This is a genomic window from Kosakonia sp. PSU_27 (assembly GCF_039409795.1).
Lineage (GTDB): Bacteria > Pseudomonadota > Gammaproteobacteria > Enterobacterales > Enterobacteriaceae > Kosakonia.
Map to the genome: position 1 here is coordinate 568,845 of NZ_JBCIVK010000004.1, position 14,018 is coordinate 582,862.

16 protein-coding genes are annotated in these 14,018 nt (G+C 53.7%); 6 read left to right on the forward strand and 10 right to left on the reverse strand.

Going from position 1 to position 14,018, the window contains the following annotated elements; all coding sequences use genetic code 11:
* The first annotated feature begins 265 nt into the window (after positions 1-265).
* Complete coding sequence (locus AAIG26_RS12820; protein ID WP_020457171.1) at positions 266-1,171, forward strand: flagellin; 906 nt, start codon at positions 266-268, stop codon at positions 1,169-1,171.
* 289 nt (positions 1,172-1,460) lie between these two features.
* On the opposite strand, the gene AAIG26_RS12825 is transcribed toward AAIG26_RS12820, so the two are convergent.
* From AAIG26_RS12825 to AAIG26_RS12835, 3 genes are all read right to left on the reverse strand, one after another.
* Positions 1,461-2,072, reverse strand: coding sequence for a protein phosphatase CheZ (locus tag AAIG26_RS12825; protein WP_343179989.1), 612 nt, complete (start codon positions 2,070-2,072; stop codon positions 1,461-1,463).
* A 247-nt stretch (positions 2,073-2,319) separates the two neighbouring features.
* Positions 2,320-3,426, reverse strand: a complete 1,107-nt coding sequence (locus AAIG26_RS12830; RefSeq protein ID WP_343179990.1) for a PQQ-dependent sugar dehydrogenase — start codon at positions 3,424-3,426, stop codon at positions 2,320-2,322.
* Positions 3,427-3,603: 177 nt separating this feature from the next.
* Entirely contained in the window at positions 3,604-3,987 is a 384-nt protein-coding gene (locus AAIG26_RS12835) for a biofilm formation regulator BssR (RefSeq protein WP_017456065.1), read from the reverse strand.
* 431 nt (positions 3,988-4,418) lie between these two features.
* On the opposite strand from AAIG26_RS12835, the gene AAIG26_RS12840 reads away from it, so the two are divergent.
* From AAIG26_RS12840 to AAIG26_RS12850, 3 genes are read left to right on the forward strand one after another with little or no spacing between them, the layout of a single operon-like run.
* A complete protein-coding gene (locus AAIG26_RS12840; RefSeq protein ID WP_044489818.1) occupies positions 4,419-5,042 on the forward strand; it encodes a glutathione S-transferase family protein in 624 nt (207 codons plus the stop codon).
* A complete protein-coding gene (locus AAIG26_RS12845) occupies positions 5,029-5,427 on the forward strand; it encodes an SH3 domain-containing protein (RefSeq protein ID WP_343179991.1) in 399 nt (132 codons plus the stop codon). The genes AAIG26_RS12840 and AAIG26_RS12845 overlap by 14 nt, the downstream gene beginning before the upstream one ends.
* The gene (locus AAIG26_RS12850) at positions 5,408-5,845 is read left to right on the forward strand and encodes an NUDIX domain-containing protein (RefSeq protein ID WP_045506511.1); all 438 of its coding nucleotides are present in this window, start codon (positions 5,408-5,410) and stop codon (positions 5,843-5,845) included. Before AAIG26_RS12845 ends, AAIG26_RS12850 begins: the two co-directional genes overlap by 20 nt.
* A 10-nt stretch (positions 5,846-5,855) precedes the next feature.
* Here the strand turns inward: AAIG26_RS12850 and AAIG26_RS12855 are convergent, their stop codons facing one another.
* Both AAIG26_RS12855 and AAIG26_RS12860 read right to left on the reverse strand, forming a co-directional pair.
* Positions 5,856-6,125 carry a hypothetical protein gene (locus AAIG26_RS12855; protein WP_343179992.1) on the reverse strand — a complete coding sequence of 90 codons (270 nt, stop codon included), beginning with the start codon at positions 6,123-6,125 and terminating at the stop codon, positions 5,856-5,858.
* Positions 6,126-6,242: 117 nt separating this feature from the next.
* On the reverse strand, positions 6,243-6,716 hold the full coding sequence (locus AAIG26_RS12860; RefSeq protein ID WP_020457164.1) for a GNAT family N-acetyltransferase: 474 nt from the start codon (positions 6,714-6,716) through the stop codon (positions 6,243-6,245).
* Between the two features lie 206 nt (positions 6,717-6,922).
* Here AAIG26_RS12860 and AAIG26_RS12865 point away from each other — a divergent pair, with 206 nt between their 5' ends.
* Positions 6,923-7,180 carry a hypothetical protein gene (locus tag AAIG26_RS12865; RefSeq protein ID WP_343179993.1) on the forward strand — a complete coding sequence of 86 codons (258 nt, stop codon included), beginning with the start codon at positions 6,923-6,925 and terminating at the stop codon, positions 7,178-7,180.
* A 29-nt stretch (positions 7,181-7,209) separates the two neighbouring features.
* Here AAIG26_RS12865 and AAIG26_RS12870 read toward each other — a convergent pair whose 3' ends face one another.
* Positions 7,210-8,109 carry an alpha/beta hydrolase-fold protein gene (locus tag AAIG26_RS12870; RefSeq protein WP_343179994.1) on the reverse strand — a complete coding sequence of 300 codons (900 nt, stop codon included), beginning with the start codon at positions 8,107-8,109 and terminating at the stop codon, positions 7,210-7,212.
* A 239-nt stretch (positions 8,110-8,348) separates the two neighbouring features.
* Positions 8,349-8,756, reverse strand: a complete 408-nt coding sequence (locus AAIG26_RS12875) for a hypothetical protein (protein WP_086871778.1) — start codon at positions 8,754-8,756, stop codon at positions 8,349-8,351.
* A gap of 469 nt (positions 8,757-9,225) precedes the next feature.
* Here AAIG26_RS12875 and rimO point away from each other — a divergent pair, with 469 nt between their 5' ends.
* Positions 9,226-10,551 carry a 30S ribosomal protein S12 methylthiotransferase RimO gene (rimO, locus tag AAIG26_RS12880; RefSeq protein ID WP_343179995.1) on the forward strand — a complete coding sequence of 442 codons (1,326 nt, stop codon included), beginning with the start codon at positions 9,226-9,228 and terminating at the stop codon, positions 10,549-10,551.
* A gap of 37 nt (positions 10,552-10,588) precedes the next feature.
* On the opposite strand, the gene gsiD is transcribed toward rimO, so the two are convergent.
* Genes gsiD through gsiB form a run of 3 tightly spaced genes read right to left on the reverse strand, consistent with a single transcriptional unit; the run spans position 10,589 to position 14,010 of the window.
* Positions 10,589-11,500, reverse strand: a complete 912-nt coding sequence (gsiD, locus tag AAIG26_RS12885; protein WP_020457157.1) for a glutathione ABC transporter permease GsiD — start codon at positions 11,498-11,500, stop codon at positions 10,589-10,591.
* Between the two features lie 2 nt (positions 11,501-11,502).
* Positions 11,503-12,423 (reverse strand): glutathione ABC transporter permease GsiC, encoded by a 921-nt coding sequence (gene gsiC, locus AAIG26_RS12890; protein WP_020457156.1) that lies wholly within the window; start codon positions 12,421-12,423, stop codon positions 11,503-11,505.
* A gap of 45 nt (positions 12,424-12,468) precedes the next feature.
* The gene (gene gsiB, locus AAIG26_RS12895) at positions 12,469-14,010 is read right to left on the reverse strand and encodes a glutathione ABC transporter substrate-binding protein GsiB (protein WP_045506492.1); all 1,542 of its coding nucleotides are present in this window, start codon (positions 14,008-14,010) and stop codon (positions 12,469-12,471) included.
* Positions 14,011-14,018: the final 8 nt, after the last annotated feature.

Here is a 14,018-nt window from a genome sequence, read left to right on the forward strand (position 1 = left end):
CTAATGCGGTTATTCTTATTTCTCACTAATCTATGCGAAATTATGATCGGATGAGCCTATAAGCATCATTAAAATAGAATGCATCAGCGGCAATTTAAATATATTTAAAGCCGCTATTAGTTATAAAACCATCATATTAAATCGCTTCATTTGTAAAAATAAACTATTAGGTATTTAAATTTTTATTCCCCGTGGGCGATATCCATTTCGCCCAGCAATATTGGGCAATACTCATAGATTACTTCTATGTTTCTGGAGAAATGAAATGGCCGTTATTAATACCAACACGTTGTCTTTAATGACCCAAAATAACCTGAGCAAATCTCAGTCTTCTTTAGGCACGTCTATTGAGCGTCTGTCATCCGGTCTGCGTATTAATAGCGCAAAAGATGATGCTGCTGGTCAGGCAATTGCTAACCGTTTCACGTCAAATATTAATGGTCTTTCCGTTGCGGTGCGTAACGCGAATGACGGCATTTCACTGGCGCAGACTACCGAAGGCGCACTGAGCGAAGTGAATAATAACCTGCAGCGTATTCGCGACCTGACTGTACAAGCGCAGAATGGCTCTAACTCCGCATCCGATGTCGACTCCATCCAGGCGGAAGTTAACCAGCGTATGGAAGAGATCAACCGCATTACCACCCAGACCGATTTTAACGGCCTGAAAGTGCTGAATACCGGCTCGGGCGACAGCCAGTATAATTTCCAGGTTGGCGCGAAAGATGGCGAAACCATCAGCATTACCGTGAGCAGCAGCGACGCGTTCAACCTCTACAACACCACCGGTGCGACGGCCGCAACAACAGGCCAGATCGTCAACGGCAGCGCACGTTCTACTGATGCGCATGGCTTTGATGTGCTGCAGGGCGTTGTCAGCTCCGGCGGCACCACCGACGGTAATCCGCTGGCCGATCTGGATAAAGCCATCAAAGCCGTGGATACCGAACGCAGCCTGCTCGGTGCATCCCAGAACCGTTTTGAATCAACCATTTCCAACCTGAACAACACCGTGAACAACCTGTCGGCAGCGCGCAGCCGTATTCAGGATTCTGACTACGCGACAGAAGTGTCTAACATGTCCCGTTCGCAGATCCTGCAGCAAGCTGGCAGCTCCGTACTGGCGCAGGCTAACCAGGTTCCGCAGACCATGCTGTCCCTGCTGCGTTAAGTTGTGTGAAATCCGCTTACCTCCTTCAGAGCGGATTTCAACGATGTCATTCCTTGACTAACACCCGCTTTGTCATGAGGGCGGGCTTCATTGAGCATAACGAATTTATTTTTCTTTTTTATCCCGCATATGTTGATGGCATTGCGGGATTTTTTTATTTAAAGGCGTGCGTTTGTTATGCGAGATAAACAGCCAAAAAAAGTGAATGCAATAGAATTGCATTCACCAAAATAACAATTAGAGGATATCAATAAGCACAACAACGAGGGTGAAGCACTAACAAAATAAATTACAGACCAAGGCTATTCAGCAATTCGTCAATATCTTGCTCGGCTGCCTGCGGGGCTGCCGGATCAGCGCTGGCTTGCTTGATTGCCGCGCGCCCTTCTCGCGGTACGTTTTCTAACAGCACGTTCAGGAATTCTTTCTCAATATTTTCCAGCAACGCCATCATGCGCACAATAATCCGCGCCGTGGTATCCGGGAAATCCTGCGCCATCATAATTTCCCGCAGCCAGGATTTGCTGGCTTCGGTGCACGTCGGCACAGAACCCAGCCAATCATGCGTGGCGCGGGCAAGCGCCATCGTCTCATCGATACTTGCGGCTTCATTATGTTGCTGCCATTGCGAAAGCAGCTGGCTGGCTTGCTGGCTCAGTTGCTCCTGCAGGGGTTGTGTCAGTTCGATATAGGTGAGCGTCTTACCCGATGCCTGCGCCGTAAGATCGACGACATATTGCAAACGACTGCGCGCGTCAGGGATGGAGTTAGCCAGTTCAGCAATGGTGATATCGTGGCCTAACTCACGCAGGCTGCTTCTTAACATGCGGGTGACGTTACCAATGCGCGAAATCAATTCATAAATATCCGTCGACGTACCCGAAATACCTTGATGATGCATTATTATCTCTCCTTTAACGCATACTCTAAGATATTCAGTTATCGGCAATCGCGGCAGGCACTTAAATAAAAAGAGCCACATAACCAAACGCTATAAAAATAAAAAATTCGGCATTTGTTTATTTAAAAGTAATTAGATGAAAACGTTTATAGAAAAATAAAATATAGCTTTTACCTGTTAACGCCAGAACGGAAAATACCTACGACTAATACGCAGAATGAAGAAAGGGGAATATCCCCTTTCTGCTTCAGGAGGCCGGGCTGACTTTCCACAATGCGCCGTCGGATTCATCGGTCAGAACATAGAGATAACCGTCCGGCCCAACGCGAACATCGCGAATACGCTGCCCGCGATCGCCGAGAATACGGCCATCTTCCGTCACCTTGTCACCCTGCACGCTCATGACGATGACATTTTTCTCTTTCAGCGCGCCGATAAACAGTTTGTTTTTCCACTGCGGGAAAACGTCAGCGTTGTAAAACGCCATACAGCTGACCGCCGGGGATCGTTTCCAGTAAAAGATCGGCTGCTCGGTTCCGGCGACAATCTCCCCTTTCGCTTCCGGGATCTTCAGCCCGCTGTAGTTGATACCCCAGGTGGCAATTGGCCAGCCGTAATTTTTACCCTTTTGCGGAATGTTGATCTCATCGCCGCCGCGCGGGCCATGCTCGTTGAGCCACAACGCGTTACTCCACGGGTTGATTGCCATTCCCTGCGGATTGCGAATACCGTAAGACCAGATTTCCGCTCGTGCCCCCGCTTTACCGACAAACGGGTTATCCTTCGGCACCTTGCCCTGGTCCGTCAGCCGCACCAGTTTGCCCTGTAATTTATCCAGATCCTGCGCCGTCGAGCGCTGGTTATTCTCGCCGAGCGCAATCCATAAATAGCCTTTACCATCAAACACCAGCCGACCGCCAAAATGGTTACCGGTAGAGAGTTTCGGCTGCTGGCGAAACACCGTCCGGAAATCATCGAGGCGTTTAAAATCCTCGCTAAGACGGCCATACCCGACCGCCGTTCCGGCTTTATCATCCTGACCGGCCTCGGCGTAGCTCAGCCACACCCGGCGCGACTGGGCAAAATCCGGTGCCAGCGCCACATCCAGCAAGCCCCCCTGCCCGTGCGCCCAGACTTCGGGAACGCCAGTAATCGGGTCGGAAATTCCCTTATCTTGTTGCCATAAACGCAGCTGCCCGCCGCGCAGGGTAATCAACATACCGTGATTATCGGGCAGAAACGCCAGCGCCCAGGGGTGATCGAGTTTGGTTTGCAATACATCGACTTTCACCGCAGCAGGTGCGGCGCACACCGAGAGGGAGAGAAACAGAAAAAGCAGCGGGATCTGGCGCATACGGCGCTCCTTTATGCAGTTTTTTATTCTGATAAAGGGTAGACCGTGCAGCGCGGGCAGAAGCGACTTTTACACTGCCTATACACAACCGCATGCGCAGCGCGGGTGTTACAGTAAAACCGGCGGAGCAACGTCGAGGAGGCAGGGGCAGAAAGGGGGAGTTTCCTCCCCCTGGTATCAGGCTTCTTCGAGCGGTGAATGCTCGTTCAGATACTGAATGCAGTAATTAAGCACATTCAGCGAACGTTCCAGCTTGTCGACATTCACCGAAATATAGGTGGGACAATCCTGTCGCCCGCTCATCAGACAAACAGCTGCTGAGGAGAGCGCTTCCTCGGCGCGGTATATCGCACTACGTGAGTCGCGATCCGGCATTTCGTTTAACCGTTCGCCTTTATCGCGGATCTCCAGCGCCAGGGCAAAGAAGCGTTCACGCAGACGATCATTTTCGCTGACCGACATATACCCTTTCGCTTTTCGCATCTGGATATAGGCCGCAAGGTCACTTCGGGCAGCAATCAACTTCGTCAGCAGACGACGCGCAAGTTCATCAACGGTCATACATCTTCCCCCCTTGTCAGCCAGTGTAGGATCATAGTATGGTCGCTTTTTGAACAAAAGCATGCGTCCGGTCAATATTTAATTTTATCTGCCGGACCTTTACATTTCACTTAAAGTGAGCCACGCCAGCCAACCAACGTGCTCGGTGATATCCCGCGCCCGCAGCAATCCATAATTTTCACAAATGAATCAGTTAACTTGCTCAATCTCACCCGCCGCTCACTGAGTCAGACTGCCCCCATCACGCCCCCGCACGACTGTTCTCACCCTTACGCGTCTGCCGCCATGCATTACGCTTTATCCCGTGTGTTTGCCGTCCGCTAATGTCATGAGTGACCGTGACGTGCTGGCACGCATCTGCAGGTGGTCAGAAAGCATTTGTCTGGTGTATTGTTTTTAAACGATTAATTACACGAATGGACACCTGCAACATGCTTAAAATTCTTGGCAAAACGACATCGATCAATGTGCGAAAAGTACTCTGGACCTGTGAAGAAGCCGGGCTGGATTATGTGCAGGAAGATTACGGCAGCGGTTTTGCCTCCACCGAAACGGATGAATTCCGCGCCATGAACCCTAACGCGATGGTGCCGGTACTGATAGACGACGGTTTTGTATTGTGGGAATCCAACTCGATTTGCCGTTATCTGGTGCGTAAAGCCGGGCGTGAGGATTTGCTTCCCAGTGAGCCGCAAGCCTGCGCCAACGTTGAACACTGGATGGACTGGCAGGCCACCGAGTTCAACAACGCCTGGCGTTATGTCTTCCCGGCGCTGGCACGCAAGAACCCGGACTTTAACGACCCGAAAGCCATCGCAGCAGGCATCAAAGAGTGGAATCACTGCATCGGCATTCTGGAGCAGCAATTGCAGCGCACCGGAGCATTCGCCGCAGGTGACACCTTTACGCTGGCGGATGTGGTGCTGGGGCTGTCGGTCAACCGCTGGAAGATGACGCCATTCGACCACCCGCCGGTTCCTGCCATTGACGCCTGGTTCGCGCGGTTAAACCAGCGCCCGGCATTTCTGCGCCACGGCAATAATGGCATGGTGTAAAGCGATGCCATCCCAGGCGAAAGTTATCCGCGATTACACGTCGGCGTATCCCGATCCGATTGCGGTCGGCAAAGGCGAACGCGTGCTGATAAGTCATTGCGATTTGCAGTGGCGCGGCTGGGTGTGGGTGACGTTAGCCTCAGGAAAAAGTGGTTGGGCGCCGCAGCAGCTTTTCGCACCGCTGTGTGCATGTGAAGGAACAGCGCTTGATGACTATTGCGCCCATGAACTCACCGTGCGAATCGGGGAAACACTCACGCTTATCAAGGCGCTTAATGGTTGGTACTACGCGCAAAAAGCGGATGGAGAACAGGGTTGGGTGCCGCAGGAGCATATCAGGCTGAAGGATAAACAGAGGGAAGAAAATGACAAGAGAGCGCTATAACCTGTCGGTTGCGGTATTCGTATTGCTGCGAAAAGAGAAGCAGATTTGCATGCTTAAACGCACCGGAACAGGCTGGATGGACGGTTGCTATAGCCTACCCGCCGGTGGTCTGGAGCAGTACGAAACGCTGGGGGCAGCAGCGGCACGGGAAGCCAACGAGGAGACGGGCGTGGTAATCGCACCGGATGATCTTCAGCTGGCGCATACGCTGCACGTCTGGACAGAGAATCGCTCGTGGATGGGCCACTTTTTCAGTTGCACACGCTGGCAGGGCGAGCCGTTTATCGCCGAGCCGGAGAAACATGGCGATTTATGCTGGTACGCCATTGACGATTTACCTGAAAACACGATTGGCTATGTCAAACAGGCGATTGCGCAGATCGCTGCCGGGCAACCCTATTCAGAATACGGATGGTAAAACGCGGCACTCAGCGCCCGATTTTAGCCCGTAGCACTTTAACGCTGCGGGCTAAAAGCCAGGCGATCACCAGCACAATTGTCACCAGCATTATGGTGCCTGGTGGATCCATCCCCCATTCGTAGGTATCGGTAATCATGTGGTGTCGCCAGAGCAGATCAAACAGCCAGTCCGATGACCATTGCCAGAACTGGTTAACCGGCTTGATGACAGCGCTAATAAAAAAGGCGAGCACCACATACAGCAGCCCCGCCAGAATCTTAATGATTGCCCTGCGCATCGTTTTTCCCTTTCCGGTGTTAGTAAACCGGGCGTTTTTACCAGCGCGGGAACGGCATAGCAATGGCAACGCGGCATTAACCACATTGCCTACTTTTACCGCGATGGTGCAGGCGCGCTACTCTTTAGTCGGGTTATTCCTGCTCTTGTAGATATCCGGACGGGCAATCGTCCACGTGTAATCGGGCCGGTTAACAGGTTCATAACCCGCCTGCGCGTACAGCCAGGGCGCGGTGGAAGTAAACAGAACAATCCGGCGCAGTTTTTCAAAAACCGGATGCGCATGGCAGCAGGCGATTAACCATTTTCCCAGTTTTTGCCCCTGATACGCTTCCAGCACATACACATCACACAGGTAGGCGAAGGTGGCGTAATCGGTCACTAACCGGGCAAAACCTATCTGCGCCTCACCATGAAACAGACCGAAATTAAGGCTATTTTGCACGGAGATCGCCACCGTTTCCCGGTCAATCCCCACCGCCCATGTTGATCGCGTCAGATAACGGTGGATCGCTGCAATATCCTGCTTTTCGGCGTCGGTTGTTACCAGGTAATTCTCTTTGCGCCATTCCTGAACGTCGAAACTTGCCATAACCCTGCCTTTATCACGTGAGGAAAACGTTCAAATTAGCATGAATTTTTCGCGCCGGTGAGCGCGAGAAAAGACGAAAACCAGGGGCTTTTTTACCGGGCAAGCGAAGCGCATAGTAATAATTTATATCGTGCAGGGGTAAACGAACGTTGCCCGATGCCGATAACATAGCTGTCACCAACCGCTTCATTTACAAGGAAGATGTCATGAAAACCTATGTGTTCTACTCCAGTGACATTGCCGTGAATGTCTATGAGAAAAAAACCTTGTCCGCCGAAGAAGTGCGGCAGCTTAAAGCTGATGGCTTTCGCAAAATGCCATTTGAAACCCAGGCGGAAGACGAAGCGCAGGCAATTGATATCATGCTGGCGCATTTCAAAGAGAACCTGGAAGCACTTGAAGAGTTCACCAAAGACTGGTGTATTCCCGCCACCATTTTCGACGCGATTTATGCATTGAGCTAAACCGCTGAAGGCCGCATTCGCGGCCTTTTTTACTCTGCTTCAGAAAGCGTCTCACCGGACACATGCAACAGCGCCGAGTGCATCGAGGCGGCAAACATCGCGCCGTGCGTCAGGCCGGGATAAAGCCGGTAAGTTGCCGGTATGCCTCTGCTACGCAGGCGTGAAACCGTCTGGCTTAGGGTAGTTAACACGTCCGAGGTGGCGTTTTCGTCCCGCGTTTTTCTGTCGCCGTCGCCTTCCATAAACCACACTGATTTCTGGCGGCTCTGCGCTGTGTTAACACGCTCAAGTGCGCTCAGTAGTGCAGCGTTATTACGATCCAGCGAAGGAACGGCTGAGTAGAACGTGTGAAAGAAATCGGACGACAGAAAACTCTCCAGCACGAACAGTCCCCCGTAAGAGTGCCCCCACAGCGCCCGCTTTTGCGGGTCGATAGCGAGATCTTTTTCAGCCAGCGGGGCAATGGTCTGCTCCAGTAACCTGCGGAAAACCGCGCTACCGCCACCGGTTCTGCCGCGCAGGTTCTGCGGGCTACTTTGCGTTGCGGGCGTGTAGTCATACGCTCTGGCGGTTAACTCAAACGGCAGATCGGTCTGATAGCCAATCGCCACCAGCACGGGCGGATCGCGCTGCGACAGTTTTTGCAACAGCTCATCGGATAACCGGTCCATCACCGCGTTGCCGTCCAGCAGATAGAGCACCGGATAACCACTGGCGGGCGGCTTTTTATTCGGGATGGCGGTCCACACTTTGTAATGGCGCTTGCCGTCGGCGGAATCAAAAGTATTAACAGTGAAATGATAAAACGCAGAACCTTTATCGGCGATATTCGGCCCCAACGGCGTCATGTCCGGGCGGGCATAACTGTTCGCCGCGCAGAGCATCAGAAAAGGCACCAGGCGCATGGCATAAGCTCGACAATTGATCATGCCGTTTTCCCTTATATTATCAAAACGCAGCTCTGGCTGCTCCGGCTGAAAAATGAAATTGAACCGGGCAAAAGTTAATAGGAATTATTCTTAATTGCAATAAATTCGCCATAGGTCCATATCTTTCGAACACACCTCAACGTTACCGTCGGCAGGGTTCTTTTCTTAGCGTCATTTACTACTGCGCAGGAAAAAGCCGCCCCTGAAGCGGTGCGGCTTTAAGGTAAAAAGAGCGAAGGTTACTGGATTTTGTCTGCCTGAATCGTCGCCTGCCCAGTGTTATCCACGCAGTTATCATCTGTGACATACGCCATGAATTTGGAAACCGTCGGTACGTTAACTGTAATCGGCGTAGTGCTGAGCGTTAAGCCCCAGCGCCCATTCCCCAAGCCGCCCTGCAAATAGATTGTGCTGATATTGCAGCCATTCGCTAACGAACCGTTCATGCAGCTCATATTATTGGATAGCAGCGACATCGTATATGTACCTGGCGCCAACTGGAACTGCAATGCTGTTCCAGCCTGCAATGCCACATTACTCAGCGGCGGATAAATACAGTGGGCTTTAGCATTAATAGTGAATGATTCAGCCTGGCTTCCGAACGACAGGAATCCCAGCAAGAAAAGTGCATGTAATTTGGTTTTCATGGTTTGCGTTCCTTTGAGGATTAACAGTGTAAGGGCATGACAGCGCTGTCAAAAAGGAGCATACCGCTTATGCCAGAAATGCCTCAAAGCAAAGCTGTATTGATGCAAACCATACAACGAACCCGGCAAAAATCGCTTGTCTGCGAGGTGTGATATTCAGTATGAAGATCAACATAAAATGCCGTGCCTTGGTAGAAAGATAATGTCCTCAGGATCAAGTCGGCCTAAGTCCTTCGGGCTGTTACCACCGAGCACGCTGTAATAGCGAGGCGAATTTGCTGCTTGCAAATATTCAGGCTGATATGCAACAGCCTCCTTGTGAGTTATCCATCCGATTACCTTCTGCGGCATTCTCTTTGTAGGCCGCATGCGCTTCTGTAAGTATTCCCCCTTAATTACCCTATAAATCCAGGCGAGAGCCCTGTACAATCCCTGCCCTAAGATCCTATAACTGATTAATTTTTGAACTATGAGCAATGTGAACCTGCAGCCGAAAATCGGCTTTGTCTCTCTTGGCTGCCCAAAAAACCTGGTGGATTCCGAACGGATTCTCACCGAACTGCGCACCGAAGGTTATGACGTGGTGCCAAGCTATGACAACGCTGACATGGTTATCGTCAATACCTGCGGTTTTATCGACAGCGCGGTGCAAGAGTCGCTGGAAGCCATCGGCGAAGCGCTGAATGAAAACGGCAAAGTCATTGTGACCGGCTGCCTGGGCGCAAAAGAGGATCAGATCCGCGAAGTGCACCCGAAAGTGCTGGAGATCACCGGGCCGCACAGCTATGAGCAGGTACTGGAACATGTTCATCACTATGTGCCGAAACCAAAGCACAATCCGTTCCTGAGCCTGGTGCCGGAACAGGGCGTCAAACTGACGCCGCGCCACTACGCTTACCTGAAAATTTCCGAAGGCTGTAACCACCGCTGCACGTTCTGCATTATTCCGTCGATGCGTGGCGATCTGGTAAGCCGCCCGATTGGCGAGGTGTTAGCCGAAGCCAAACGTCTGGTCGATGCCGGTGTGAAAGAGCTGCTGGTGATCTCGCAGGACACCTCCGCTTACGGCGTGGATGTAAAACACCGCATGGGCTTTCACAACGGCGAGCCGGTGAAAACCAGCATGGTTGGCCTGTGTGAGCAACTGGCGAAACTCGGTGTCTGGACGCGTCTGCACTACGTTTACCCGTACCCGCACGTGGATGATGTCATTCCGCTGATGGCGGAAGGCAAGATCCTGCCATATCTGGATATCCCGTTGCAGCACGCCAGCCCGCGCATTCTCAAGCTGATGAAGCGCCCCGGCGCGGTCGACAGACAACTGGCGCGCATTAAGCAGTGGCGTGAAATCTGCCCGGAACTGACGCTGCGTTCCACCTTTATCGTCGGTTTCCCTGGCGAAACTGAAGAAGATTTCCAGATGCTGCTCGATTTCCTCCAGGAAGCGCGTCTGGATCGCGTCGGCTGCTTTAAATACAGCCCGGTAGAAGGCGCAACCGCCAACGAACTGGCCGATCAGGTGCCGGAAGAGGTGAAAGAGGAGCGCTGGAACCGCTTTATGCAACTGCAACAGCAGATCTCCGCCGAGCGCTTGCAGGAAAAAATCGACCGCGAAATTCTGGTGATCATCGATGAAGTGGACGAAGAAGGCGCGATTGGCCGCAGCATGGCGGACGCTCCGGAAATCGACGGCGCGGTGTACCTGAACGGCGAAACCGGGGTTAAACCGGGCGACGTTGTCCGCGTGAAAGTGGAAAACGCCGACGAATACGATCTGTGGGGCTCCCGCGTTTAAGCCTTCCTTCCCTCTCCTCATACGGAGAGGGAACCTTCTATCCCTTAATCTTCGGGTCCAGCGCGTCGCGCAGGCCATCACCCAGCAGGTTAAACGCCAGCACCGTCAGAAAAATCGCCAGCGAAGGGAACAGCGCCACATGCGGCGCAATCACCATATCCGCACGCGCTTCATTGAGCATCGCGCCCCACTCCGGGGTGGGCGGCTGCGCGCCCAGGCCTAAAAATGAGAGGCTGGCGGCTGAGATAATCGACGTGCCGATACGCATGGTGAAATAGACCACAATCGACGATACCGTGCCCGGCAGAATATGGTGAAACAGGATCACCGCATCGCTGGCCCCGATGCTGCGCGCGGATTCGATAAAGGTTTGTTGCTTGAGCACCAGCGTGTTACCGCGCACCAGACGGGCAAACGCCGGCACGGAGAACACCGCCACGGCGATGATCACGTTCGCCATGCCGCTACCCATCACCGCCACCACCGCAATCGCCAGCAGAATGCCGGGAAACGCGAACAGCACATCGCAGATGCGCATAATCAGGCGATCCCACCAGCCTTCGTAGTAACCCGCCAGCAATCCCAGCACCGTACCGATGAGCGCGCCAATCAGCACCGCAAAAAGACCGGCGGCAAGCGAAATCTGCGCGCCGACCAGCACACGGCTTAAAATGTCGCGCCCCAGTGAATCAACGCCGAACCAGTGCACCAGCGACGGCCCTTCATTAAGCCGGTCATAGTCAAAATAGTTTTCCGCATCGAACGGGGCTATCCACGGGGCGACAATCGCCAACAGGATCAGCAGCAGCACAAAAATCCCGGCGGCCATCGCCAGCGGCTGGCGGCAAAAACGCCGCCAGAATTCATGCCACGGCGTGCGCACATGCCCCGGTTTGACTACGGGCATGGCGTTTAGCACCGCCTGTCGACGCCAGTTTAATAATCGCATCCTTACTTGTACCTGATCGTGGGATTAAGGGCGGCGTAGAGCACATCCACCACTAAGTTGATAAGAATAAACTCCAGCGAGAAGAGCAGCACCTCGGCCTGAATCACCGGGTAATCGCGCATCTCCACCGAGTCCACCAGCAAACGGCCCAGCCCAGGCCAGTTGAAGACTTTCTCCACCACAATGGAGCCGCCGAGCAAAAAGCCGAATTGCAGCCCCATCATGGTGACCACCGGGATGAGCGCGTTGCGCAGACCATGTTTGAGAATAACCCAGCGCTCGCTTACGCCTTTGGCACGCGCGGTACGCATGTAGTCCTCGTTGAGCACGTCCACGAACGAGGCGCGGGTAAAACGCGCCATCACCGCCGCCACTGCCGCACCGAGCGTTAATGACGGCAAAATGTAGTGTTGCCAGCTGTCGGCACCCACGGTCGGCAGCCAGCCGAGTTCAACCGAGAAGATCTGCATCAGCAACATACCGAGTGCAAACGCGGGGAATGACATGCCCGTTACCGCCAGCGCCATCCCCAGATGATCCGGCCAGCGGTTGCGCCACACGGCGGCGGCAATTCCCGCGCCGAGCCCAAACAGCATCGCCCAGCACATACTGGTGATAGTCAGCAGCAGCGTCGGCATAAAGCGGCTGGCGATTTCCTCCACCACCGGGCGGCGCGAGGCCATCGAGATACCAAAATCGCCTTGCAGCACATTGCCGATGTAGTGCCAGAACTGCCGCCACAGCGGTTGATCCAGCCCAAGCTGTTGGCGCACCAGCTCAATGACCTGCGCGTCGGCTTCCGGCCCGGCAATCAACCGCGCCGGATCGCCCGGCAGCAAGTGGACAAACAGAAACACCAGCACCGCCACAATCAGTAGCGTCGGGATCAGGCCCAGCAAGCGTTTAATAATATAATTTTGCATTGTGCGTTCCCTCACGCCTCCTTTTGCTCTGCGAGGTGGAGTGAGTTATTTCACCAAATCCGCGTTATCAAAACTGAACCCGGTATCGGGCATAATGTAGAAACCGGTGAGCTTCTTGTTATGTGCTGAAACCAGCTTTTCCACCACCAGCGGCACCCATGGCGACTCCTGCCAGATGAGATCCTGCGCCTGTTTGTACAACTGCTCTTTCTCCGCGGCATCCGTGGTTTTTAACGCCTCGGCCAGGTCTTTATCCACCTGCGGGTTGCTGTAAAACGCGGTGTTGAACTGCGTTGGCGGCCAGTTCCATGAGGCGAACAGCGGCGACAGCGCCCAGTCAGCTTCGCCGGTCGAGGCCGACCAGCCGGTATAGAACATGCGCACGCCGCTCTGCGCCTGCGCTTTGGCTTCCACTTCCGCTGCGCGCTGCCCGGCGTCCATCGCCGTCACCTGCACTCTAATGCCCACCTGCGCCAGTTGCTGCTGGGTAAACTGTAATACTTTCTGCGCGGTGCTGTGGTTATGCGACGACCACAAAGTGGTGCTGAACCCCTGCGGATAACCGGCTTCTTTTAGCAGTTCGCGGGCTTTTGCCGGATCGTACGGCCAGGGTTGATAGGCCTGGGAATAGGCAATGGTTGGCGGTACAACGCCGGTGGCGGGCGTCGCGAAACCGGCGAACGCCACTTTCACCAGGGCCGGGCGGTTAATAGCGTAGTTGATCGCCTCGCGCACTTTCGGGTTATCGAACGGTTTTTGCGTGACATTCATGCTGATGTAACGCTGCATAATCGACGGGCTGGCGACCAGCTCCAGCTTGCTGTTTCTTTTCAGCACTTCCGCCTGCTCGTAAGGGATGGGGAAGGCAAACTGCGCTTCGCCGGTTTGCAGCATCGCCGCGCGGGTGTTGTTGTCCACCACCGGCCGCCAGGTAATGGAGTCCAGCTTGGGTAAACCTTGCTGCCAGTACCCGGCGAATCTCTTCACTTTCACGTAATCGGTCTGATTCCACGCTTCCAGTTCATACGGGCCGGTGCCGACCGGGTGAAAACCAATGTCGTTGCCATATTTTTGCAGCGCCGCCGGAGAAATCATGGCCGTTGCCGGGTGGGCGAGGATATTGATAAACGCGGAAAAAGGCTGCTTGAGGGTGATTTTTACCGTGTAGGCATCCACCACATCGGTTCTGGCGATATTTTTATACAGGTTATAGCGCTTCAGGCTGTTGCGCGGGTTGCTGGCACGGTCGAGGTTCGCTTTTACCGCAGCGGCGTCAAAGTCCGTACCATCCTGGAACTTTACCCCGTGGCGCAAGTTGACGGTATAGACCATGCCGTCAGCGGAAACGCTGTAACTCTCTGCCAGCACGTATTCCAGCTGCATATCTTTATCAAGGCCAAATAGCCCCTGATAGAACGATTTCGCCACCGCCTGCGACAGCGTGTCGTTGGCATCATACGGGTCGAGGGTAGTGAAATTGGATCCCACCGCGACAACCACATCCTTCGCCGCAACGGCCGGGATGGCGGTCAGCGCAAACATCACGCTGGCGAGTCCCCGCCAGTGCCGTGAAATGAATTGTGTCATGTTGCTCT

Bases quoted from the DNA above. Each gene is read 5' to 3' on its own strand.
- AAIG26_RS12855 (WP_343179992.1), bottom strand. From the start codon at position 6,125: ATGCGCAGGGCAATCATTAAGATTCTGGCGGGGCTGCTGTATGTGGTG.
- AAIG26_RS12870 (WP_343179994.1), bottom strand. From the start codon at position 8,109: ATGATCAATTGTCGAGCTTATGCCATGCGCCTGGTGCCTTTTCTGATG.
- rimO (WP_343179995.1), top strand. From the start codon at position 9,226: ATGAGCAATGTGAACCTGCAGCCGAAAATCGGCTTTGTCTCTCTTGGC.
- gsiC (WP_020457156.1), bottom strand. From the start codon at position 12,423: ATGCAAAATTATATTATTAAACGCTTGCTGGGCCTGATCCCGACGCTA.
- AAIG26_RS12825 (WP_343179989.1), bottom strand. From the start codon at position 2,072: ATGCATCATCAAGGTATTTCGGGTACGTCGACGGATATTTATGAATTG.
- gsiB (WP_045506492.1), bottom strand. From the start codon at position 14,010: ATGACACAATTCATTTCACGGCACTGGCGGGGACTCGCCAGCGTGATG.
- AAIG26_RS12865 (WP_343179993.1), top strand. From the start codon at position 6,923: ATGAAAACCTATGTGTTCTACTCCAGTGACATTGCCGTGAATGTCTAT.
- AAIG26_RS12840 (WP_044489818.1), top strand. From the start codon at position 4,419: ATGCTTAAAATTCTTGGCAAAACGACATCGATCAATGTGCGAAAAGTA.
- AAIG26_RS12830 (WP_343179990.1), bottom strand. From the start codon at position 3,426: ATGCGCCAGATCCCGCTGCTTTTTCTGTTTCTCTCCCTCTCGGTGTGC.
- AAIG26_RS12845 (WP_343179991.1), top strand. From the start codon at position 5,029: ATGGCATGGTGTAAAGCGATGCCATCCCAGGCGAAAGTTATCCGCGAT.
- AAIG26_RS12850 (WP_045506511.1), top strand. From the start codon at position 5,408: ATGACAAGAGAGCGCTATAACCTGTCGGTTGCGGTATTCGTATTGCTG.
- AAIG26_RS12820 (WP_020457171.1), top strand. From the start codon at position 266: ATGGCCGTTATTAATACCAACACGTTGTCTTTAATGACCCAAAATAAC.
- AAIG26_RS12875 (WP_086871778.1), bottom strand. From the start codon at position 8,756: ATGAAAACCAAATTACATGCACTTTTCTTGCTGGGATTCCTGTCGTTC.
- gsiD (WP_020457157.1), bottom strand. From the start codon at position 11,500: ATGCGATTATTAAACTGGCGTCGACAGGCGGTGCTAAACGCCATGCCC.
- AAIG26_RS12860 (WP_020457164.1), bottom strand. From the start codon at position 6,716: ATGGCAAGTTTCGACGTTCAGGAATGGCGCAAAGAGAATTACCTGGTA.
- AAIG26_RS12835 (WP_017456065.1), bottom strand. From the start codon at position 3,987: ATGACCGTTGATGAACTTGCGCGTCGTCTGCTGACGAAGTTGATTGCT.